The sequence below is a fragment of the Pleomorphomonas oryzae DSM 16300 genome (genome assembly GCF_000422965.1).
GTDB classification, from domain to species: Bacteria; Pseudomonadota; Alphaproteobacteria; order Rhizobiales; family Pleomorphomonadaceae; genus Pleomorphomonas; species Pleomorphomonas oryzae.
This window is the reverse complement of record NZ_AUHB01000003.1, coordinates 337,174-358,607: the sequence shown is the minus strand read 5'-3', so window position 1 is coordinate 358,607 and position 21,434 is coordinate 337,174. Positions and strand designations below refer to the sequence as shown.

Annotated in this window: 18 protein-coding genes; 5 read left to right on the top strand and 13 right to left on the bottom strand. The window is 62.1% G+C overall.

Features of this window, described 5'->3' with window-relative positions; all coding sequences use genetic code 11:
• The first annotated feature begins 25 nt into the window (after window positions 1–25).
• Window positions 26–1,918: a sensor histidine kinase gene (locus tag G522_RS0107055; protein WP_026790432.1), complete on the top strand. Its 1,893-nt coding sequence runs from the start codon at window positions 26–28 to the stop codon at window positions 1,916–1,918.
• Window positions 1,915–3,273 carry a sigma-54-dependent transcriptional regulator gene (locus G522_RS0107050; protein ID WP_026790431.1) on the top strand — a complete coding sequence of 453 codons (1,359 nt, stop codon included), beginning with the start codon at window positions 1,915–1,917 and terminating at the stop codon, window positions 3,271–3,273. The genes G522_RS0107055 and G522_RS0107050 overlap by 4 nt, the downstream gene beginning before the upstream one ends.
• Window positions 3,274–3,280: 7 nt before the next feature.
• Here G522_RS0107050 and G522_RS0107045 read toward each other — a convergent pair whose 3' ends face one another.
• The 12 genes from G522_RS0107045 to G522_RS0106990 all read right to left on the bottom strand — a co-directional run bounded on the left by G522_RS0107045 (window position 3,281) and on the right by G522_RS0106990 (window position 15,894).
• Entirely contained in the window at window positions 3,281–4,033 is a 753-nt protein-coding gene (locus G522_RS0107045; RefSeq protein WP_026790430.1) for an ABC transporter ATP-binding protein, read from the bottom strand.
• Window positions 4,030–4,839, bottom strand: a complete 810-nt coding sequence (locus G522_RS0107040; RefSeq protein ID WP_026790429.1) for an ATP-binding cassette domain-containing protein — start codon at window positions 4,837–4,839, stop codon at window positions 4,030–4,032. Before G522_RS0107040 ends, G522_RS0107045 begins: the two co-directional genes overlap by 4 nt.
• Window positions 4,839–5,690, bottom strand: coding sequence for an ABC transporter permease (locus G522_RS0107035; protein ID WP_026790428.1), 852 nt, complete (start codon window positions 5,688–5,690; stop codon window positions 4,839–4,841). Before G522_RS0107035 ends, G522_RS0107040 begins: the two co-directional genes overlap by 1 nt.
• Entirely contained in the window at window positions 5,687–6,649 is a 963-nt protein-coding gene (locus G522_RS0107030) for an ABC transporter permease (RefSeq protein ID WP_051228405.1), read from the bottom strand. Before G522_RS0107030 ends, G522_RS0107035 begins: the two co-directional genes overlap by 4 nt.
• A gap of 115 nt (window positions 6,650–6,764) precedes the next feature.
• Window positions 6,765–8,282, bottom strand: a complete 1,518-nt coding sequence (locus G522_RS0107025) for an ABC transporter substrate-binding protein (protein WP_026790426.1) — start codon at window positions 8,280–8,282, stop codon at window positions 6,765–6,767.
• Between the two features lie 191 nt (window positions 8,283–8,473).
• Window positions 8,474–8,896, bottom strand: coding sequence for an OsmC family protein (locus G522_RS25960; RefSeq protein ID WP_036838359.1), 423 nt, complete (start codon window positions 8,894–8,896; stop codon window positions 8,474–8,476).
• Between the two features lie 134 nt (window positions 8,897–9,030).
• Entirely contained in the window at window positions 9,031–9,759 is a 729-nt protein-coding gene (locus G522_RS0107015) for an SDR family oxidoreductase (protein ID WP_026790425.1), read from the bottom strand.
• A gap of 69 nt (window positions 9,760–9,828) precedes the next feature.
• Window positions 9,829–10,707, bottom strand: coding sequence for an L-ribulose-5-phosphate 3-epimerase (locus G522_RS0107010; protein WP_245586606.1), 879 nt, complete (start codon window positions 10,705–10,707; stop codon window positions 9,829–9,831).
• A gap of 27 nt (window positions 10,708–10,734) precedes the next feature.
• Window positions 10,735–12,228, bottom strand: a complete 1,494-nt coding sequence (locus tag G522_RS0107005; RefSeq protein WP_026790423.1) for an FGGY-family carbohydrate kinase — start codon at window positions 12,226–12,228, stop codon at window positions 10,735–10,737.
• Window positions 12,229–12,388: 160 nt separating this feature from the next.
• Complete coding sequence (locus tag G522_RS0107000) at window positions 12,389–13,387, bottom strand: ABC transporter permease subunit (protein WP_026790422.1); 999 nt, start codon at window positions 13,385–13,387, stop codon at window positions 12,389–12,391.
• Window positions 13,380–14,873 (bottom strand): sugar ABC transporter ATP-binding protein, encoded by a 1,494-nt coding sequence (locus G522_RS0106995; RefSeq protein WP_026790421.1) that lies wholly within the window; start codon window positions 14,871–14,873, stop codon window positions 13,380–13,382. The genes G522_RS0107000 and G522_RS0106995 overlap by 8 nt, the downstream gene beginning before the upstream one ends.
• A gap of 109 nt (window positions 14,874–14,982) precedes the next feature.
• Window positions 14,983–15,894: a substrate-binding domain-containing protein gene (locus G522_RS0106990; RefSeq protein ID WP_210162901.1), complete on the bottom strand. Its 912-nt coding sequence runs from the start codon at window positions 15,892–15,894 to the stop codon at window positions 14,983–14,985.
• 265 nt (window positions 15,895–16,159) lie between these two features.
• Here G522_RS0106990 and G522_RS25955 point away from each other — a divergent pair, with 265 nt between their 5' ends.
• Window positions 16,160–17,068, top strand: a complete 909-nt coding sequence (locus G522_RS25955) for a helix-turn-helix domain-containing protein (RefSeq protein ID WP_169453490.1) — start codon at window positions 16,160–16,162, stop codon at window positions 17,066–17,068.
• 9 nt (window positions 17,069–17,077) lie between these two features.
• Here the strand turns inward: G522_RS25955 and G522_RS0106980 are convergent, their stop codons facing one another.
• A complete protein-coding gene (locus G522_RS0106980) occupies window positions 17,078–18,637 on the bottom strand; it encodes an FGGY-family carbohydrate kinase (RefSeq protein ID WP_026790419.1) in 1,560 nt (519 codons plus the stop codon).
• A gap of 341 nt (window positions 18,638–18,978) precedes the next feature.
• Here G522_RS0106980 and G522_RS25950 point away from each other — a divergent pair, with 341 nt between their 5' ends.
• Entirely contained in the window at window positions 18,979–19,425 is a 447-nt protein-coding gene (locus G522_RS25950) for a helix-turn-helix domain-containing protein (RefSeq protein WP_051228403.1), read from the top strand.
• A gap of 27 nt (window positions 19,426–19,452) precedes the next feature.
• A complete protein-coding gene (locus G522_RS0106970; protein WP_026790418.1) occupies window positions 19,453–21,420 on the top strand; it encodes an AfsR/SARP family transcriptional regulator in 1,968 nt (655 codons plus the stop codon).
• Window positions 21,421–21,434: the final 14 nt, after the last annotated feature.

Below are 21,434 nucleotides of genomic sequence, written 5' to 3'. Positions count from 1 at the left end.
GTGAGAGCCGGCGGGAGGAGCCGTATTGGCCGAGGAAGCCCAGAGCACCGCGCCGAAACGCCGCCGGTTCCGTCTCGCGGCCATCATGCCGTTGGCGGGCGCCCTTTCCATAGCGGCTGTCGTTGCCTTCGTCGCCTATCGCGTTGCTTTCGAATTGTCGCTGTCCACCACCCGCGCCAGCGCCGGCCACCGGCTCGACCTCTACGCGGCGAGCTTTGAACGCGAGATCGGCAAATACGCGAGCTATCCCTATGTGATGGGGCTCGACGGTACCGTTCTCGCTCTGCTCAATAGCCCGGCGGATTCAATGCTGCGCTACCGTGCCGACAGTTATCTCGAGGCGCTGAACGACCGTATCGGCACGCTCGACGTGTTCCTGCTCGACAAGACCGGTCGTGTGATCGCCTCCAGCAACTGGAACAGGTGGGACAGTTTCGTCGGCCGCGATCTCTCTTACCGTCCCTACTACCAGGACGCCGGCGTCGGCCGGGTAAGCCGCTTCTACGGCATCGGCACCACCAATCGTCAGCCTGGTTATTTCCTGGCGACGGCGATCGCCCGCGGCCACGACACGCTGGGCATCGGCGTGGTGAAGGTCAGCCTCGATCAGCTCGAACGTTCTTGGGCTTCGGCGGAATCGCCGGCCATCCTGAGCGACGAGCACGGCGTTGTGGTGCTGTCCTCGGTGCCGGCCTGGAAATACGGAACGCTGGTGGCGCTCGACGAAAAGGCCCGGCGAGAGATTGCCGAGGCCCAGCAGTATAACGACCGTTCGCTCGCGCCGATCGGGCTTTCCACCTTACGCAATCTCGACGGGAGCACGCGCATCGTCCGCCTGCCGGGTGCCGGCGGGGCGGATGGCAGTTTTTCAACGCAGGGACTTTTTCTCGCCGAAAGCCGGGCTATGCCCGAAACGCCGTGGACGCTCACCGTGTTCACGGACCTCTCCGAAATGGACGATCTCTCGCGCCTTTGGGCGGCGCTTGCTGGCCTTGGGAGCTTGCTCTGTCTGGGTCTTCTGGCGGTTTACCGCCAGCGGCGCCAACATCTCCGGGAAATTCTGGCGGCACGCGCCGCGCTGCAGCGAGCCCACGATCATCTTGAAAGCGAAGTGGTCGACAGAACGGCGGCGCTATCGTCCACCAACGAACGGTTACGGCGCGAAGTGGAAGAGCGCGAGCGCGCTGAGCGCACCTTGCGCGATGCTCAGTCGGGACTCATACAGGCCGGCAAGCTCGCCAGCCTCGGTCAGCTTTCGGCCGGTATCGCCCACGAACTCAATCAGCCGCTCGCAGCGCTCGTCACTCTGTCCGGCAATGCCGTGAAGTTCTTGGAACGCGGCGAGCTCGATACCGTTCGTAGCAATCTTGAGCGTATCCGGCCGCTGGTTCAGCGCATGGGGCATCTGACCGGTGAGCTTAAGACGTTCGCCCGCAAATCATCTGGCGAGCCGCAGCGTGTTGGGCTGCGCAAGGTGATTGACGATGTATTGTTCCTGCTCGACCATCGTCTTGTACGCGGACCGGTGACGGTGACGATCAGCATCGGGGGCGGCGATATCGATCTCTGGTGCGATCCCAACCGCTTCGAGCAGGTCCTGCTGAACCTGATTGGTAATGCTATCGACGCCATGGAGGGGAGAAACGACCAGCGCATTGTCCTCTCTGCCAAGCGCGAGGGGGATTGTGCCCGTATCGATATTCGGGACAACGGACCGGGCCTGCCGCCGGAGCGGCTGGATCACATGTTCGAGCCGTTCTTCACCACCAAGGCACCGGGCGTCGGTCTCGGACTGGGCTTGACGATCTCCGCCGGTATCATCCGTGATTTCGGCGGCGAGCTCGTCGCCAGCAACGCCGAAGATGGTGGTGCCGTGTTCTCGATGACCGTTCCCACAGACGCCGGAGAGGCGACATGACGAAGGCCACCACTGACGATCTGCGGGTGATGATCGTCGAGGACGATCCCGATGTGCTGCTCGGCTGCGAGCAGGCGCTTCAGCTCGAGGGCATGCAGACGCTCGGCGTGGGCTCGGTGGAAGAGGCGCTGCGACGGATTGCCGAGGCAAAGCCGGGGGTCATCGTCTCCGACGTGCGCCTGCCCGGGCGGGATGGCGTTTCGTTGCTCAGGGAGATGCAGGCGGCCGATGCCGACCTGCCGGTCATTCTGATCACCGGCCATGGCGACGTTTCGCTGGCCGTCCAGGCGATGCGTTCGGGCGCCTATGACTTCATTGAAAAGCCATTTGCACCGGAGCATCTGGTCGAGGTGGTCCGCCGGGCGCGCGAGAAGCGGGCCCTGACGCTGGAGATCGTTCGCCTCCGCCACAAGTTGTCCGATGGCGGTCGTCTGGAGGGACGCATCATCGGTCGCTCGCCGGCCATCGTGAAGCTTCGCCGCGTCATCGCCGACATTGCCGGCACCAATGCCTCGGTGTTGATAAGCGGCGACACCGGCACCGGCAAGGAGTTGGTGGCTCGCTGCCTGCATGACGAAAGTCCCCGTCGTAAGGGTCATTTCGTGGCGATTAACTGCGGCGGTCTGCCGGAGCATCTCGTCGAAAGCGAATTGTTCGGCCACGAAGCCGGTGCCTTCACCGGCGCCACCAAGCGCCGCATCGGCAAGATCGAACATGCGAGCGGCGGCACGCTGTTCCTCGACGAGGTCGAGACGACGCCGGTCAGCGTGCAGATCAAGTTGCTGCGCGTCTTGCAGGAGCGAACGCTGGAGCGGCTCGGCTCCAACACGTCGGTTCCCGTCGACTGCCGGATCGTTGCGGCCGTCAAAGGCGACCTCGGCAAGATGGCAGCCGAGGGCCGCTTTCGGTCTGATCTCTACTATCGCCTTGCCGTGGCATCGCTGATGTTGCCTGCGTTGCGCGACAGGCGCGAGGATATTCCGTTGTTGTTCGCCCATTTCGCCGAGCAGGCGAGTGTCGTGCATGGCCGGCCGGCGCCGACGCTTGATGACACCCGCCTTCGCACGCTGATGGCCTACGACTGGCCGGGCAACGTGCGCGAGCTCAGGAACGTCGCCGATCGCTGCGTTCTTGGCATCGAGGCGGGTTTCCCGCCCTTCGCCGAGGCGGCGGCAGTCGAGCCGCTGTCGCTCACCGAGGCAGTCGTGGCCTTCGAGCGGGCGATGATCGTCGACGCGCTCAGCCGCAGCGGCGGCAGTCTCGGCCCTACGGCGCAGATGCTGCGGATTCCGAAGTCCACCCTCTACGACAAGATGACGCGTCTCGGTCTCGCCGAGGGACAGCGCGAGCCTTAGGGAACAGTTAGGTAAAGTCGGGCAGACGTGGCGTGCTTTCGAGCAGACGTTGCGTATATGGATGTTTTGGCGCCGAGAGGATATTCCGCGCCGATCCCTGCTCGACGATGCGGCCCTTCTCCAGGATGACGAGATCCTGGCAGAGGAGGGCCACGAACCCGATGTCGTGCGAGACGAGCACCAGCGTCGTTCTTTCCGACAAGGATTTCAGAAGATCGACAATGCGGATGCGCGTCGTCAGATCGAGCGCACTGACCACCTCGTCGGCCAGGACCAGCTCTGGCTGCGACACGATGGCGCGGGCGATGGCGATACGCTGGCGCTGGCCGCCGGAGAACTCATGCGGATAGCGGCCCGCCGCGCCGGAAGGAAGATCGACCGAAGCCAGCGCTTCTGCAACGGCGGCATCAATGTCCGTGTCGACGTTCAGCGATCGCAGGGGCTCGGCAATGATGTCGGCTACCTTCTGGCGCGGATCGAGCGAGGAATAGGGATCCTGAAACACGGCCTGGACCGATCGGCGGAACCCGCGCATGAACAGCCGGTCGCGCGGATCGAGCGGTTCACCCCGAAAGGCGATCCTGCCGGATGTTGGTCGGGCAAGGCCGAGCAACAGGCGCAGGATGGTGGTCTTGCCGGAGCCGCTTTCGCCGACGATGCCGAGATTGCGGCCCGCCTCAATCCGAAGATCGATATCGTGGAGCACTTTGCGGCTGCGGCCGTAGGCAAAGGAGACGGCGGCGAGATCGATGAGGCTCATAGTGCCGCTCCGATGGCATGATCGAAGGCGCGGGCCGCCTCGACGAGCCCTTGGGTATAGGGGTGGCGCGGCCGGCCGAACACCTCAGCAATCTGCCCTTCTTCCACCAGTTCGCCGGCCCGCAGCACCAGCACGCGGTCGACGGCAGCACCAACCACCGGCAGGTCGTGGCTGATGAACAACAGCCCCATGTTCTCCTCGCGCACCAGCGTTTCGAGAAGCTTCAGCACTTCCGCTTGCGTGGTGACATCCAGCGCCGTCGTTGGCTCGTCGGCGATGAGCAGGCTCGGCCGGCTGGCGAGAGCCATGGCGATGGCCGCCCGTTGACGCTGACCGCCGGACATCTCATGCGGATAGGCGCGAGCAAGGCGGGTGGGATCGGGCAGGGCAACGCGGGCCATCAGGGCCAATACTTCATTGGCTACGTCAGCTCGGGACACCGATCGTCCATCGCGGCGGGCGCGGCGGCGCAGCACTTCGGCGATCTGATCCCCGATGCGCATCAGCGGATCGAGCGCGGTCAGTGGCTCCTGGAAGATGGTGGCGACGGCGGTGCCCCTGAAACCGACGATATCGCGTTCGGCGGCACCAATCACTTGCTGGCCGGCGAGCAGAACGGAGCCGGATGCTGTCATTCCCTCTGGCAGGAGACCGATGGCGGCGAGTGCCGTCAGCGATTTGCCGGAACCGCTCTCGCCGATCAGCCCTACACGTTCGCCAGCCGCGAGGCTGAGGGACACGCCGGAGACCAGCGGCTGTCTGGCGTGATGGATGGTCAGGTTTTCGATGTTGAGAAGATCGGCCATCAACGCCTCCGCCGGGTCGGGTCCGCGACGTCACGGAGACCGTCGGCGAAGAGGTTGAGGCCGATGACCAGCGATACCAGAGCAATGCCCGGCGCAACGGCGCCGAAGGGTGCTGTGTAGACGGTGGCCTGTGCTTCCTGAAGAAGCCTCCCCCAGGAGGCGTTGGGTGGCGGGGCGCCCAGGCCGAGATAGGACAGCGATGCCTCCGCGATGACCGCGAGACCGAATTGCAGCGCGAGGTTGACGATCAGTGTCGGCCAGATGTTGGGCAGCACGTGGATGCGGACGATACCGAGCCAGCCGGTTCCCGATACACGGGCGGCGGTGATGTAGTCCATGGCGAGCACGCGCCGCGCCAGAATGCGGGTGAGGCGGGCGACAATGGACGAGGCGGCGATGCCGATGGCCAGAATGGCCGTGCCGAGGCTGGCACCATCGCTTGCCGCGACGATCAGCATGGCAAGCAGCAGTGTCGGAAAGGCAATGAGGATGTCGAGCGTCGCCGCCAGCACATCGTCGACGGTACGGGAGGCGAAAGCAGCCAACAGGCCGATGGTAACACCAATGGTCGCGGCGATCGCCACGGCTCCGATACCAACTGCCAGCGCAATCCGGGCGCCAACCATGATCTCGGTGAACAGGTCGCGGCCGAGCCGGTCAGTGCCGGCCCAGTGGGCCAGCGATGGCGGCGCCAGGCGGCCGCCGGTCATCGCCGTCGGATCGTAAGGCGCCCAGAAAAGGGTGATGAGGCCGACGATGACGTGAAGGCCGACGAGCGTTGCGCCAATGACGAAGGCAGGTGTCAGGCGTGGGGAAGATGGCGGGGAAAGGGCGGGCGTTGCGTCGGTCATGACCGGCCTCCGCTCGGCCCACGCAGGCGCGGATCGACGAGGCGCTGGATGAGGTCGGCAGCAAAGCCGACGAGGAGGACCATCAACGTCGAGATGAACAGCACGCCTTGCACGCTCGGATAGTCGCGCTGCTCGATGCCACTGAGAAGCATCGATCCGAGACCGGGCAGCGAGAAGACGCGCTCCACCACCACGGCACCGAGCAGTGTCGAGGCGAGTTCGATGCCGAGAATGGAGATCACCGGTACCGCGCCATTGCGGATGCCGTGGCGGACAAGCGCCTCGCCATAGCCGGCGCCGAGTGCCCGGGCGGTGCGGAGATAGTCGGAGCCGATGACGTCGAGCGTTGCCGAGCGGACGTAGCGGATCAGCGAGGCCGACATGACTAGGGCGATGGTGAGAATGGGCAGCACCAGTTGGTGCAGGGCGGCCAGCGGATCACGCCAGCCGGAGGGCGGGAAGCCACTCGACGGAAACAGGCGCAGTTTCACGGCAAAAGCGGTCACCAGCAGGATGCCGATCCAGAACACCGGCACGGCGACACCGAGCTGCGAGACGACGGAAATGAGGCCGCCATACCAACGGTCGCGCTTGACGGCGGCAAGAATGCCGAGCGGCAGGGCGAGCAGGATAGCACTGACGAAGGCGAGGGCGGTCAGCGGCAGCGTTACAGTCAGGCGACGGCCGATCTCCTCGAGGACGGATACGCCGGATACGAAAGATGTGCCGAGGTCCAGGCTGCCGAGCTGGCCGAGATAACGGACGAACTGCGCGGAGATCGGCAAGTCGGAGCCAACCTGCCGGCGGGCAGCCTCGATCTGCTGTGCGTCAGCGCCTACCGACACGAGCGCGTTGGCGGGATCGCCCGGCAACAGGCGCAACAGCAGGAAAAGAACAGCGGCGGCGATCAGCACCGAAACGAGGAGGATCGCCGTCCGGCGGACGACATAGGCGAGTATGGCGGCACCTTTGAAAAAGCGGCAAACGCCGCCCGAGCTTAGGTTGGGCGGCGTTGCGTGTCGAGCAGGCGAGCGAAACCGCGTGAGCGGATTCTGCCGGCGACCGAGGCAGAAATCACTCCGCCTTCTTGATGCCGTAGGCGAAGAACTGCGAGTTGAGGCCGTTGAGCGGGTAGCCGGAGACCGACTTCTTGGAGACTACGATCTGCGGATAGAGGTAGAGCCAATTGCTGGCAGCGTCCTCGGCGATCTGGATATTGGCTTCCTTCAGCTTCTCGGTCTGCTCGTCGACGGTCTTCGCCTCTTCGGAAGCCTTGATCAGGTCGGTGACCTTGGGATTGTTGTAGCCCCAATAGAAGTCGGGATTGCCGTAGAACACGATGTCGCGGTGGTTGACGTGCTCCTGCAAGGTCGCCTGAAAGTCATGCGCTTTGTAGACCTTGGTGTACCACTCGTTGGCCGTGATGACGTTGATGTTCACCTTGACGCCGACCTTGGCCAGCTCGCCTTGCAGGAACTGCGCGGCGAGCGGATGCGGGTCATAATTGGGTGTGTCGATAGTGAAGGTGAAACCGTTGGGATAGCCGGCTTCGGTCAGCAGCGCCTTGGCGCTTTCCGGATCATAGGCGTCGGTCTTGGTGAGATCGACATACCAGGGATCGGTCGGCGGCACGAAGGAGCCGATCAGCGTGCCATAATCTCCCCAGACAGCCTCGAGCAGCTTCTTGTCGTCGACGGCGCGGGCCAGCGCCTTGCGCACCTTGACGTTATCGAAGGGAGCGACACGGTCGTTGTAGGCCAGGATCAGCTTGGTGGTCGACTTGCCCTCGGCAACGGTAAAGTCCGGATTGTCCTTGAACTGCGCAAGGGAATCCGGGCTCTGCACCGAGGTGATGACGTCGACCGCGCCGGTCAGCAGCGCGTTATTGAGGGCAGTTGCCTCGGTGAAATACTTGAAGACGACTTCGCCGTTCTCGGGCTTCGGACCCCAGTATTTGTCGAAGCGCTTGACGGCAAGCTGCGCGCCACGCTGCCAGCCCTCGAGGGCGTAGGGACCGGTGCCGTCCTCGGTGGACTGCAGGTCCTTGGCCTTGTCGTTGATCACCCAGACGTAGGAGAGATTGTAGGGCAGCGAGATCGACCGCGACGACAGCTTGACGATGACGGTGGCGTCATCTGGTGTCTCGATGGAAGCGATCGGCTTCAGCGAGTTCTTGCGCGAGCTCTTGCTGTCCGGCGAGGTGACGCGCTCGATCGACCATTTGACGTCCGCCGACGTCAGCGGATCTCCGGAGTGGAAGGTGACGCCCGGCTGCAGCACGAAGGTGTAGGTGAGGCCATCGTCGGAGACCTTGAAGTCCTTGACGAGACTTGGCGAAACCGAGCCGTCGTCATTGAGGCGAAACATGGCCTCGTAGACGTTGCCATTGAAGGCCTCGTTGATACCCTGGCCAGCACCCGCCGTGTTGTCGAGATTCTGCGGCTCATAGAGCGAACCGATATTGATGGTGGCGTCAGTGCCGCCTTCGGCGGCCAGAACCGGCCCGAGGCCCATCACGAGCAGCGCCGCAGCCGTCGTGGCTTTCAGAACCGAAAGGGGCGCCCGGCTGGCGCGGATGGGCAATGCGGTCATGTTTCTCTCCTCGGATGACGGCCGACTGGGCGACCTGTTGCGGCCAGTCTAGCCGAGGCATGGGAAATGAGAATGTCGGCGCCGCCTCAAATGCTTGGCGGGCTGGAAACAGGTTTGCGCTGAACGCCTGATAACTAGATTATTTTACTGGTCTAGGCATCCATAGACAAGGTTCAACCCATTGTAGAAAATTACAAGAGCGGCTCGCCGTCGATGATGTCGATCGCCGCGTGATAACTGTTGCCAATCGTGCAAACCTTATGGGCTTCCTCGATCAGCGACCGTCGCTCGGCGTCATTGAAATCGCCCTCGATGGCGAAGCGGCAGGTCTGGCGAGCGATGCGGGAGGGGGGCTCGGCTGCCTTGGCGCCGATCACCTCCACCGAGACCGAGCCAAGCCGATCGTTGAGGCCGAGATTGCGCGCGGCGATGCGGACACTGAGCGCCAGGCAGCCGGCCAATGAGGCGTCGAGCAACTCCAGCGGGTTGAAGCCTTCCATCGACGGCGAGCCGGCCAGCGTCAGGCTGGCTCCCGAGCGGGCGACCACGCCGCCGTGACCGGTGCGATCGAGACTGGCGGTAGCCCCCATTGGGCGGACCCTGACCTGCGACATGACTATCTCTCCAGACATTGGCTTGGCAGGCAAGATAATCACATTGCGGGACTGTGGCGAGAAACGAATGCCTTCAAAAGGAAGCGGCGGCGTTCCCGTCGGTACGCCGCCGCCAGTCTGCCGGAGGGAGGAGCTCAGATATCGAACTGAGCCGGCAGGATCACCAGGTCGCGAACGATAACGTTGCGCGGCCGCGTCAGCATGAACATGACGGCGTCGGCGACTTCTTCGGGCTCGATCAGGCCACCGGCCGCCTTGAGGGCGGCAAGCCGCTCGGGCACCCAGTCCTTGAGGAGAGCCGTGATCACCGGGCCCGGCTGCACCGCGCCAACGCGCACGTCGTACTTGGCAACCTGACGGCGGACGGTGTGCGTGAATGCCTGCACGGCGTGCTTGGACGCGGTGTAGATCGGCTCGACCATCACCGGCACCACGCCGGCCACCGAGCTGGTCATCAGAATATCGCCGTGCTTGCGCTCGATCATGTAGGGCAGAACGGCATGCACGGTGCGGAAGGCGGCGTTGATGTTGAGGTTCAGCATGCGGTCCCAGGCGTCGGGATCGCCGGTGGCAGCGTCGCCGCCGATATAGGCGCCGGCGTTGGCGTGCAGGATATCGAGCTTGCCGGCCTTCTCCAGGATCTTCGGCAGCATGGTGGCGACGCTCTTGGGGTCGAGCAGGTCGATGCGAACCGGGAAGGCCTTGGGGCCGATCTCGGCGCAGGCCTTGGCGAGACCTTCGTCGTCGCGGTCGACGATGGCGACACGGGCGCCGGCGTCGGCCATGGCCTTGGCGCAAGCCAAGCCGATACCGGAGGCACCACCGGTGATGGCGGCAACCTGACCTTCAATACTCACAGCCATTTCAGTCTCCTTTCGTCCGTCTCCGACGGACATTCACTTTGTTTGTTGGGCGTTTCCTCTGGTGTTTTTTCATGCCGCCTGCAGCAGGCCGCCGAGACGCATCTGCTCGATCATCCAGCGCCGAGCCGTGGCGATCTCCACCACCGGCTCGTCGGATTTCTCGGTCCACATCTCCATCAGGAAGGGACCGCGATAGCCGAGGTCGGCGAGCGTGGCGAAACAGGACTTGAAGTCGACGCAGCCGTCACCGAACGGTACGTCGCGGAACTGGCCGGGAAAGTCGCCGGTGACCTTGCGCGTATCTTTCAGGTGAATGGCAACGATGCGATCGATGCCCGCCCTGAGCTCGGCGTCGACGTCGTTGCCCCAAGCCGTGAGATTGCCGAGGTCGGGGTAGACGCAGAAGTAGGGCGAGTGGATGATCTGGTCGTATTCGCGCCAGCGGGTGATCGAGTTGATGAAGGCGGTGTCCATGATCTCGACCGCCAGCATCACCTGCGCCTTGGCCGCTTCGCGTACCGACCATTGCAGCCCCTCGATAAACCGCTCCTTGGTGCCGACGTCGGCTTCCTCGTAGTAGACGTCGTAGCCAGCCACCTGGATGGTGCGGATGCCGAGATCGACGGAGAGATCGATGGCCCGGCGCATGATGTCGCGCGCCTTGACGCGCGTCGACGCTTCCCGGCTGCCGAACGGGAAGCGCCGATGGGCCGACAGGCAGACACTCGGCACGGAAACGCCGAATTCACTCACGTTGGCGCAGAAGGAGGCGCGCTCGGCCTTGGTCCAACTGAGGCGCGTCATGCGCTCGTCGGTCTCGTCGATCGACATTTCGACGAAGTCGAAGTCCAGTGCCTTGGCAAGCGCCAGCCGCGCCGGCCAGTCGAGGTCTTTCGGCAGTGCCTTCTCGTAGATGCCCAGCGGGTTGGGCAGCGCCTCTCGGGTCACGTCGTCCTCCAGATCTTGATGGCTCTTTCAGCGTCCGGCCGGCAGGGCGGACAGCGTTTCGGCCAGGCGGCGGAAGGCCGCGTATTTTTCGCGATAGGCAGAGAAGCTCTTGGCATCCGGCTCGATCAGCGCGCCGGACGGGCACATCGCCGCCATGGCCTCCTTGAAGCCCTTGTGGACGCCGGAACCGACGGCGGCGGCGATGGCCGCGCCGAGGCAGCCGGACTGCTCGACGTGCATGACCTCGACCGGCATCTCCGAGATGTCGGCGACCATCTGCATCCAGGGCTTGGAGCGGGTCGGACCGCCGGTCAGGCGCAAGGTCTTGTCGCGGCCGGACAGCTTGACGATCCGCTCGAGATGGACGTGCTGGGAGAAGCAGATCCCCTCGTAAACCGCCTGTAGCACCTGACCGAGGCCATGGGCATTGGCGAGGCCATGCAGGCCAGCCGACAGGTCGTCGCCGAGGTTGGAGGCGAAGAGATAGGGCAGGAACTGAATGCCGGTGCCCGCCTTCGGCAAGGCAGAGATCATCAGGTCGGCCTGACGGTAGCAGTCGGGCATGCCGCCGAGGAACGTGCGGACGAACCATTCGAGATTGCCGGCCGAAGTGGGGCTGCCCTCGTGGACGAAGTAGCGGTCCGGCATGCAGTAGCGGCCCCAGATATAGGGCCAGGCGTCACCAGTCGGCTTCAGGATGCGATCGGTTGTCCAGGTGACGATGGTCCAGGTGCCCATCACCACATTGACGAAGCTCGGATCGGCAAGACCGGCGCAGACGGCCGCCGACACCACGTCAAAGAAGCCACCGAATACCGGCGTGCCGACCTTGAGGCCGGTTTCCTCGGCGGCCTTGGCGCTCAGGCCGGCGACGCATTCCTCAGACCCGACGACCGGCGGCAGGCAGCCCTCCATCTCGTCGATGCCGAACATCTTGAAGAGGGCGGGGTCGTAGGCGCCTTTCTCGACGTTGTAGAGGTTGCTGCCGGAGATGTTGGTGACCTCGGCGGCAAAGACGCCGGTCAGCTTGTAACGGATGAAGTCATGGGCCATCAGCACATGGCGCGTCCGGCTGTAGTTGTCCGGCTCGTTGGCCTTCATCCAGGCGAGCAGCGATACCGGATGGCCGGTCCAGAGCTGCTGATAGCCATACGGATAGCTCGCCGCGTCGAGCCCCTTGGCCTTCCAGTCCTTGACGATGGACAGCGAACGATTGTCGGAGGAGATGATGCCGTTGCGGATCGGTTCGCCATCGGCATCGAGGGCATAGAGTCCCTTGCCGTGGGCGGAGAAGCTGACACCGGCGATTTCGTCGGCCGAAACGCCCGCTTCGGATACGACGCGGCGAATGGTGCCGGCGACGATCCGCCACATGGCGTTCATGTCGCGCTCGGACCAGCCGACGTGGGCGGCGACGCCGTTGTCGACCTCGGAAGCCACGGCCTTTTCGTGCCCTTCGGCGTCGTAGAGGCCGCTCTTGATGACGGTTCCGCCGATGTCGATTCCGAGAAAGTAGGTCACGGCTCTGGTCCTCTGGAAAAACGCGGGACTGGTTCGGCCTTGCGCCGACAAAGAGGGTCCGGTCGCCGGACACAGGGTCTGGCGGCTAGCGGGTGTTTGGTTGGGTGGTCCGGGTCTTATCCGAGGCGCCTCGCATGGATCGAGGCGCCTCGATGTTATTTCAGCGTGAATTCCGCTTGCGGAGATAACCGATGAGGACGGCGATCAGCAGAATGACACCCTTGACGACGCGCTGGCTGTAGGGCGACAGGCCGATCATGTTCAGGCTGTTGTTGAGCACGCCGAGCAGCAGGGCGCCGATCAAGGTGCCGACGATGTGCCCGCGTCCACCGGTGATCGCCGTGCCGCCCAGCACGACCGCTGCGATGGCATCGAGTTCCACGCCGATGGCCGAGTTGGGCTGTCCGGACAGGAGACGCGACGTCTGGATCATGCCGGCGATGGCGGCGGTGAAGCCGGAGACGGCGTAGACCATCAGCTTGATGCGAGCGGTGCGGATACCCGACAGGATGGCTGCGTCTTCGTTGCCGCCGACAGCGTAGACGTAGCGACCGATCGGCAGGCGGTTCAGCACGAAGTAGGCCGCCGCGAAGACGATCAGCATGATCAGCGTCGGGATCGGCAGGCCCAACACGTATTCACGGCCGATGAAACCGAATTCCCGATCGATCGGCAGCGGATAGCCATTGGTGTAGATGAGGCCGAGACCGCGCGGGATCTCCATCATCGCCAGCGTGACGATGATCGGGGGCAGGGCGAAGCGGGCAATGAAGAAGCCCGACACGGCACCAGTACATGCTCCACCGAGAATGGCCACCAGGGACGCCAGCCAGAAGGGGAAGCCCATGTTGGCGATCATGCCGGCCATCAACGTCGAGGCGAGCGCCACGATGGCGCCGACGGAAAGGTCGATGCCGCCCGTCAGGATGACGAAAGTCATGCCGACGGCGATGATGCCGGTGGTGGAGACCTGACGCGTGATGTTGAGCAGATTGTCGACCGTGAAGAAGTTCTCATTCATGAACGAGGTGAGAACCATCAGGACGATCAGCGCCACGAAGGAAACGAACTCCGGCCGGGCCACGGTAGCCTTGGCAAGGCCGACCAGTCCGGTGGGTTCCTCGTGCGACGTCGCGCCGCTGGCAGCAGCTTCACCCATTTTCACCTCCCGAGGCGTAAAGCATTATTTTTTCTGAGTTGATGTCGGCGCCGGTCAGCGTGGCGCGGATCGAGCCGTAGCGCATGACCAGAACACGGTCGCAGAGACCGATTACTTCCGGCAGGTCGGATGAAATCACAATGACGCCAAGGCCTTGTGCTGCCAGCTCCTGCAGCATGACGTAGATTTCCGCCTTGGCGCCTACGTCGATGCCACGGGTCGGTTCGTCGAAAATCAACAGCTTGCAATTGCTGGCCAGCCAACGGGCGATGATCACCTTCTGCTGGTTACCGCCCGACAGTTCCGACACCGTCTTGAGGTCGGAGGTGGTGCGGATGCGCATGCGCTGGATGAAGCGATCGCTGAGTGTTTTCTCTTCGCGCGGTAAGACCATGCCGAGCTTGTTGGTCAACCTGGCCACCGTGCTGATCACGATATTGGAGCGGATCGAGAACGGCAGGAACAGGCCGGTCCGCTTGCGGTCCTCGGGCAGATAGCCGATGCCGTGGGTCAGGGCCTCATGCGGTGAGCGCAGCTCGATCGGCTTGCCCTGGAACAGCACTTCCTTTTCGATCGAAGGATCGCGGCCGATCAATGCCAGGAAGCTCTCGGTCCGCTTGGCGCCGACCAGTCCCGCAACGCCTAGAATTTCGCCGCGGCGGACTTCGAACGAGATCTCATCCGAACCGGGGAAGCGCAGTTTGCGCACCTCCATAATCGGTGCGTCAGCTTCCTCGGCCACGCCGCGCTTCGGCGGGAAGGCCTGCGTCACTTCGCGGCCGACCATTTTGGAGATCAGCTCGTCCTGAGTGCAGTCGTTGACCTGGCCGGTGTAGACGTGGCAGCCGTCGCGCAGCACCGACACGGTGTCGGCAATCTCGAAGATCTCTTCGAGATGATGGGAAATGAAGAAGCATCCGACGCCCAGCGCCTTAAGGCGCTCGATCACTTCGAACAGCTTCTTGACCTCGCGCGGCGTCAACGTCGCCGTGGGCTCGTCGAGCACCAGAAAATTGCACTTGAAGATGGTTGCCTTGACGATTTCGACCGACTGCTGCTCGGCCACCGTCAAGTCTGCGACGGGACAGTCGAGCGGGAAATGCATGTCGAGCCGGTCGAGAGCCTCACGCGCCATGCGGCGCATGGCACGGCTATCGAGCGTGCCAAGCTTGGTGCGGATCTCCCGGCCGAGAAAGATGTTCTCATAGGCGTTGAGATCGGGAACCAGGCTGAATTCCTGGAAAATGATGTTGATACCGAGCTTCTCCGACTCGCGTGTCCGCGTCGGGTGAACTTCTTTCCCATCAATCAGCAGTTCGCCTTCATCGGCCTGGTAGACGCCGGAGAGGATTTTCATCAGCGTCGACTTGCCGGCGCCGTTTTCACCGACGAGCGCATGAACCTCGCCGCGTTTCAGCGAGAGGGAGACATCGTTGAGGGCGACGATGCCGGGGAACCTCTTGGTGATATGTTTCATTTCGAGCATGGCGGAACCCTCGGAGCGCGCCGTTTCAAACGGCAATGCTGATCGGACTGTCCGGAAAGCGAGTTTCGCCGCGGGGAGAGGCGTCGGCCTAACTCCCCGCGGCGGTCGATTACCAGGCGAAGGTCGCCGCGTTGGACTTGTCGACGAGCTGAACGTCGATCGGGATCACAGCCGGAACATGAGCGCCCATGTACTTGGCCAGAGCGATGGCAAGGCCGATGCGCATCTGGTCACGCGGGAACTGGGCGGCGGTGGCCTTGAAGGCCGAGCCGGCAGCGATCGCCTTGGTGGCTTCGGGAGCGCCGTCGACCGAGGTCAGGACGATGTCCTTGCCCGAGCCTTCGATGGCGGCGAGGGCGCCCATCGCACCACCGTCGTTGACCGAGAAGACACCCTTCAGGTTCGGGTGCGACTGGATCATGTTCTCGACGACGTCAACGGCGATGTCGCGCTCCTGGCGGCCGTTCTGAGTGTCGACCAGCTTGACGTCCGGCGCCTTGGCCAGGGCGTCCTTACAACCACGCACGCGCTCCAGGATCGGAACGACGGCGATACCGTCGAGGATGGCAACCTCACCCTTGCCACCAATGTCCTTGACCAGGGCATCGCAAGCGAGCACGCCGGCGTCGTAGTTCTTGGAACCGACGAAAGCGTCGACGCCAGCGGCCTGCGCGTCGACGGACACCACCGTCACGCCCTTGGCCTTGGCGGCTTCAACGGCGGCGCGCACACCCTCGGAGTCCGTCGGGTTCACGACCAGGATATTGACACCCTTGGAAACCATGTCCTCGATGTCGCTGAGCTGCTTGGAAACGTCATGACGAGCGTCAGCGACGTAAACTTCGGTATTCGTTCCGATCAGCTTGGCGAACGCCGTGACTTCCTCGTTCATAACGATGAAGTATGGGTTGTTCATTTCCTGAAAGGAAACACCGATCTTGGGAGCGTCCTTGGCGAAAGCTGCGCCTGCCGATAGGACAAGCGTCGCCGAAGCGGCGAGTAACGCCGATTTTGCATGGATATTCATAACGTCTCCTCCGTAATTATTGCCTTTCGGCGAATTCGTTCTAGCCGACCGGCGCTACACCCCCTAGACGGTTTTCCTGATTTCTCTTGTACTTTTTCCACCCATCCCTTGAGTTACCTATGGAATTGGCCCGCCGCTTAGTCTTTGGTCTGAGTGGCCATTGCGGGGCGGCTTGGTTGTCTTGACAGGGATGTCGCCGCCTCCCGATCATGTCGGGTAGTTCTGTCGCGACTGTCCAATGAACGAGGACCGACTGACCATGCCGGAGATGAAGCCATCGCTCGTGGTGAACGATAACAGCCTCGGAAATTCCTTCCGCTTCGAGCGCTGCGGATGGCCAAACGACAGCGACAAATGGCACTTTCATCCGGAGTACGAACTGCACCAAATCGTCAGGACTAGCGGCAAGCTGTTCATCGGCGACAACGTGCTGAACTTCCGACCCGGCAGCCTGTTTCTCATCGGCCCCTACACACCGCATAACTTCGTCAGCGACGCCCGTAGCGGAACAATGGTTCCCGAGCGCGATCTCATTCTCCAATTTCGCAAGGAGTGGATCGAAGCCAGTGCCAACGTACTCATGGAGCTGCGCCTTTTGCGTCCTGCCTTCGACGAGGCAGTGTTCGGCGTCGAGTACGGCGGTGAGACGCAGCGCGCAGTCTATGGCTTGATGAACACCATCGACAGTCAGGACCCGCTGGAACGACTCATCTCGTTCATGCGAATTATCGACCAGCTGAAGCAGTGCCGCCGCAAGACGGTGCTCGGAACGTCGCGTTATTTCATTGATATGCGCACCGCGTCGCTCCGGCGGTTCAACAAAGTGGTCGACTATATCCACGAGCACATTGAGGAAGACGTCTCGATGGAGGCGGCCGCCGATCTTGTTGGCATGAGTTACAAGATGTTCTCGCGATGGTTCATCGAATGTACCGGTATCGGTTTTCGCCGTTACGTCATCAAGACAAGGATCAACAAGTCCTGTGAATATCTGTTCTCTACGTCACGCTCCATCCAGGAGATCTGCTATCTGGTCGGATTCAATAACGTATCTAACTATAACAGATTGTTCCGGCAGGTGATTGGCGTCACGCCCAGTGAATTCCGCCGCAAGTCGCAGGAGGCCCAGGAATATGAATTCCCGCTGGAGGGTTTCGCCGCCGCTTGAAGCGGGTCGTCATGTCTCGGTGGCCGTCGGGAAATAGGACTTCATGTGCTCGTAGAGCCGTTTGAAGTTCTCAAAGGTGCGCTCGTAGACGGCGCTGGCGGCAGCATCCGGGGTCAATACTTTGGCGGGTTGAACGCTCAGCCAGTCGCTCATCTGCTCCCGGTCTATCATTCCGATGCCGTAGGCGGCGATCACCGCCGCGCCGTAGGCCGCCTTGCCGCTGTTGGGCAGCACCCGCACCGGCCGACCGGTGACGTTGGTGATGATCTCCACCCAGAGATCGGATTTCGAGACGTCGCCAACGACGGTGAGCTGCTCTTCCAGCCCCTGGAAGGCGGCACTGCCATAGTCGATGTTGTTCTTGAGCGCGTAGGCGACACTTTCCAGAATGGCCCGATAAAGGTGGGACTTGGTATGGTTGAGCGTGAGGCCAGTGATCGTGCCGCGCGCGTCGACGTCCCAGATCGGGCTGCGCTCACCCATGAAATAGGGCAATACCATCAGGCCATTGGAGCCCGGCTGGATGGTCGAGGCATGTTCGTCGAGAAGATCGAACGCAGAGATGCGCCGTTTGCCACCACTGGTCAGAGATTCCACCAAGCGTTCGTTATCGGCGAAATTGTCGCGGAACCACTGAACAACCGAGCCGGAGGTCGCAGAGCCGCCGTAGGAATAGGTCAGCGTTTCGCTGTCGACCACATAGGGCATCGAGACAAGGCCGGGAAAGCGATCGGCGCTGGCGTGGATGAACCCCCAGCAGGTTGACGAACTCAGCATGGCAGCATGCTGGCCCTCATGCACCACACCGGCCCGAAGCGTGGCGACCGCCGCGTCAACGCCGCCGGCGCACACCGGCAATCCCTCCGTCAGTCCCAGCATACGGGCGCCTGCCTTATGCAAACGCCCGACGATCTCCTGGGAGCCAACCAGCCGCTCCGGAAAGAAATAAGGAGGAATGTCGAGGATATCGGCCATTTCCTCCGACCAGGCCCGCTTGCCGAGGTCATAAACGCCGCCGATGTTGCAGGCCTGCGAATGATCGACGGCGATTTCGCCGGTCAGCCGGTAGATGATGTCGGCATTGGGCGGCAGGAAATAGTTGATGCGCGACCACACCTCCGGCTCATGGTTCTTGATCCAGAGGATCTTGGTGAACCCGAAATAGGAGTCCGCGCCGTTGCCTGTGATCGCGTAGAGATCCTCCTCGCTGATCATCTGGCGAACGCGCTCGCTTTCGGTCTTGGCGCGGCGGTCGAGCCAGAGCAGGCAAGGGCGGATCGGCTGCATGCCGACGTCGACCGGAATGCCAGTACCGCCGCCAATGGCCGATACCGCCATTCCCTTGACATTCTGGGCCGTGACACCCGAGCGTAGCAGGGTTTCCCGCACGGCCTCGGTAAAGGCATGCAACCACACCTCGGATGATTGCTCGGCCCACAGACTGTGCAGACTGACGAAACCGTATTCCGCTCGCCCTTGCCCAACAATGTGGCCGTCCCGGTCCACCAAAACGGCTTTCACCGATGAGGTACCCAGGTCCACACCCAATACGCAATCGGCCCCGGTCATTGGCACCAGGCCTCCTCTTCCGTCTCATCCCTTTGGCGACAGGATTCTAGCGCCCGTCTGCTCAGACCGGTCATAGTAGTCTATTCCCGCGTGCGGGAGCAATTAAGGAATTCAACCGCTTGGGCGGATGGAAATGATGGTTTTACATATCGGGGCTCGATTTGCCGGCCAATTCAATAGAATGCAAACCAACGTCGACATTTTGGATCAATGCTTTCTCGCTACTTTATTTTGTGCGCTTCATGAAATACACTAATTCGTAGTGTGGCTCTCCCGGCCAGCTCCCTAAGCTACCTTGATCGTTACGACGCTCGTCGACCATCGCCAAGCTGGAGACTCCAATGACCGTCAAGTCGCCCAACCCAATCGATGTCCACGTTGGTTCACGCGTTCGGATGCGCCGATTTCTCGTTGGTATGAGTCAAGGCAAGCTGGCGGAACAGTTGGGCGTTACTTTTCAGCAAGTGCAGAAATATGAAAAGGGAACGAGCCGTATCAGTGCGTCCCGTCTCCAGACGATCGCCAGGGTCTTCGAGGTGCCGATAGGTTTCTTTTTCGAGAACATCGCCAATCATTCCCATGTCGAGGATGATCTGTTTTTGGATGCTGCCGATGCCTCTGTGCTGACGCAGGACGGTGTGGCTCTCAACAAGGCTTTTGTCCGCATCAAGAGCGCCAAGGTCAGGCGCTCCATCATCGATTTGGTGAAAATGCTTGCCGATGACGACCGGACGTCCATGACCGACTTTTCCATCGACGCAGATCTTCGGGGGCTTCGATCCAACTGAGCTCGGATGGCTTGCAAGGGGGATGGCGTGGCCTTCGGACTGAAGACCTTTGGCGAAACGCGATTGATCGGACCCGGCGGTCAGGCCGCTGCGTTTCCGGATAAGGGACTTCTTGCCATCGCCTTTCTCGGATTTCGTCCATCCGGACGGGTTTCGCGAACCGAGCTAGCCTCTTTCCTGTGGGGAGAAGGCGATGACGGGGGCACCAAGGCGCTTGGCAATCTGCGGCAGCTGCTGTCGCGCATCAGGCAACGTCAGCGCGAGCTCGAGGTCAGTTTTCTCGACATCGAGTCAACCGACATTGCCCTGTGTCGGGACACCATCGGATTCGATTTCGAAGACCTGCAGCCGGCCCGTTCCGAGGACGCCATTGCGCGTTTAGACGCGTTTCTGAGGATCATGTCGGGACAGTTTCTAGCCGACATGGATTCGTCGTCAGAGACGGGGCAGCTCTGGCTCCTGGAAAGGCGCGATTTCTGGTTGGCCGAGTTTGCCTCCGCCTTGGACGACGCCGCGGCTCTTCTTTCACACCCGAACAGCGCGTCGATCAAGGACGCGGCCGCCCGGCTCATTGAGCTGGATCCCTATAGCGACGTTGCTCATCAGATCCTGATGCGGGTCTACGCCAAGGAGCGAAGGCTGTCGCAAGCGCGCCTCATCTACGATCGTTACAAGCAGCAGCTCTGGTCAGAGCTCAATACCCGGCCGTCCGAAGACATGCTTCGCTTTGCCCGTCTGCTCTTCAACGACGAGGGGCGGGTGACTAGTGTCGGTCAGGAACTCACGCCCGAGTTGGCCGGATCCGGCACTCCGGAGCCGGCCCTGTCCGCTCGCCCTCAGTTACCGCGCCTCTTGTTGCTGCCACCGAAGCGCGCCGAAGAGCCACATGGCTGGGCACCCATTTCCGGTTTGATCGAAGACATTACGATCGGTCTCAGTCGCATCAAGACGATGGCGATTGTCGCTCCCCACACTGCGCGGCGGATTGCCGGAATGGCCATTGATGAGGCCGATCGCTTGAAGCAGTTCGATGTTTCCTATGTTTTGGAAACGCGGCTTCATGAACGTAACAATGAAACAGCTCTCTATGCCACGCTCGTCCATGTTGCTAGCGACGAAGTTCTTTGGTCCGAAAGGTTTCGTGGCCACCCTGATGATTTTCCGGACACCTACAGCGAGCTCATCGCCCGGATCGTGTTGGAGACAGCCGGCTCGATAGTAAGAAAAGAGCTGTCGAAAATCCGCACAGTCTCGAACCCGACCGCTTATCAGAACTTTCTGCTTGGTCAGCATAGTCTCTCAGTGGCCGATCTTCCTGGTATCCGACGGGCCAGAAAATTCTTCCGCGCCGCTCTTCACGATGTCTCGGACTACGCCTCGGCAATGGCCGGGCTGGCGCGAACCGAGCACCTTGAATGGCTGCTGACGGCGCGAGGTGATGAAGAGTTGCTTCGTTTGGCGGAAACCCATGCCCGCGATGCGATCCGGATTGGCGCTGACGACGCCGGGGGGTATCATCAGCTCGGTGTTGCAAAGCTTTATCAGGGACATTTTTTCGAAAGCATGGAGGCCTTCCTCGAAGCGGAAAGCCGGGCTCCATCGCATGCCGATCTGATCGCCGATCACGCGGATACGCTTGTGCATGCGGCCGACCCGATCCTCGCCCTCGACAAGATCAAGCGGGCGATCGAACTCAACCCGCTATGCCCCGACCTTTACTGGTGGACAGCAGCGGGGGCGAATTATTGCCTCGAGGAATATGGCGAGGCTATCGCTTGCATCGGCCGCATGGCCGATCAGGCCAATGCCGGGAGGCTGGCAGCGGCGGCCTATGCCATGCTTGGCGATCAACGGAGCGCCAGAAGGGAAATGCGCCGGACACTTGCAATCTATCCCGATTTCACCGTCGATGATTGGCTGATGAAAGTGCCGATCCGTGAAAAGTGGAAACGGGACATGTTGCGAGACGGTATGCGGAAAGCGGGCTTCAAATGAAGAGCCGTGAGTGA

Bases quoted from the DNA above. Each gene is read 5' to 3' on its own strand.
- G522_RS0107050 (WP_026790431.1), top strand. From the start codon at position 1,915: ATGACGAAGGCCACCACTGACGATCTGCGGGTGATGATCGTCGAGGAC.
- G522_RS0107045 (WP_026790430.1), bottom strand. From the start codon at position 4,033: ATGAGCCTCATCGATCTCGCCGCCGTCTCCTTTGCCTACGGCCGCAGC.
- G522_RS0107040 (WP_026790429.1), bottom strand. From the start codon at position 4,839: ATGGCCGATCTTCTCAACATCGAAAACCTGACCATCCATCACGCCAGA.
- G522_RS0107035 (WP_026790428.1), bottom strand. From the start codon at position 5,690: ATGACCGACGCAACGCCCGCCCTTTCCCCGCCATCTTCCCCACGCCTG.
- G522_RS0107025 (WP_026790426.1), bottom strand. From the start codon at position 8,282: ATGACCGCATTGCCCATCCGCGCCAGCCGGGCGCCCCTTTCGGTTCTG.
- G522_RS25960 (WP_036838359.1), bottom strand. From the start codon at position 8,896: ATGTCGCAGGTCAGGGTCCGCCCAATGGGGGCTACCGCCAGTCTCGAT.
- G522_RS0107015 (WP_026790425.1), bottom strand. From the start codon at position 9,759: ATGGCTGTGAGTATTGAAGGTCAGGTTGCCGCCATCACCGGTGGTGCC.
- G522_RS0107000 (WP_026790422.1), bottom strand. From the start codon at position 13,387: ATGGGTGAAGCTGCTGCCAGCGGCGCGACGTCGCACGAGGAACCCACC.
- G522_RS0106995 (WP_026790421.1), bottom strand. From the start codon at position 14,873: ATGCTCGAAATGAAACATATCACCAAGAGGTTCCCCGGCATCGTCGCC.
- G522_RS25955 (WP_169453490.1), top strand. From the start codon at position 16,160: ATGCCGGAGATGAAGCCATCGCTCGTGGTGAACGATAACAGCCTCGGA.
- G522_RS0106980 (WP_026790419.1), bottom strand. From the start codon at position 18,637: ATGACCGGGGCCGATTGCGTATTGGGTGTGGACCTGGGTACCTCATCG.
- G522_RS25950 (WP_051228403.1), top strand. From the start codon at position 18,979: ATGACCGTCAAGTCGCCCAACCCAATCGATGTCCACGTTGGTTCACGC.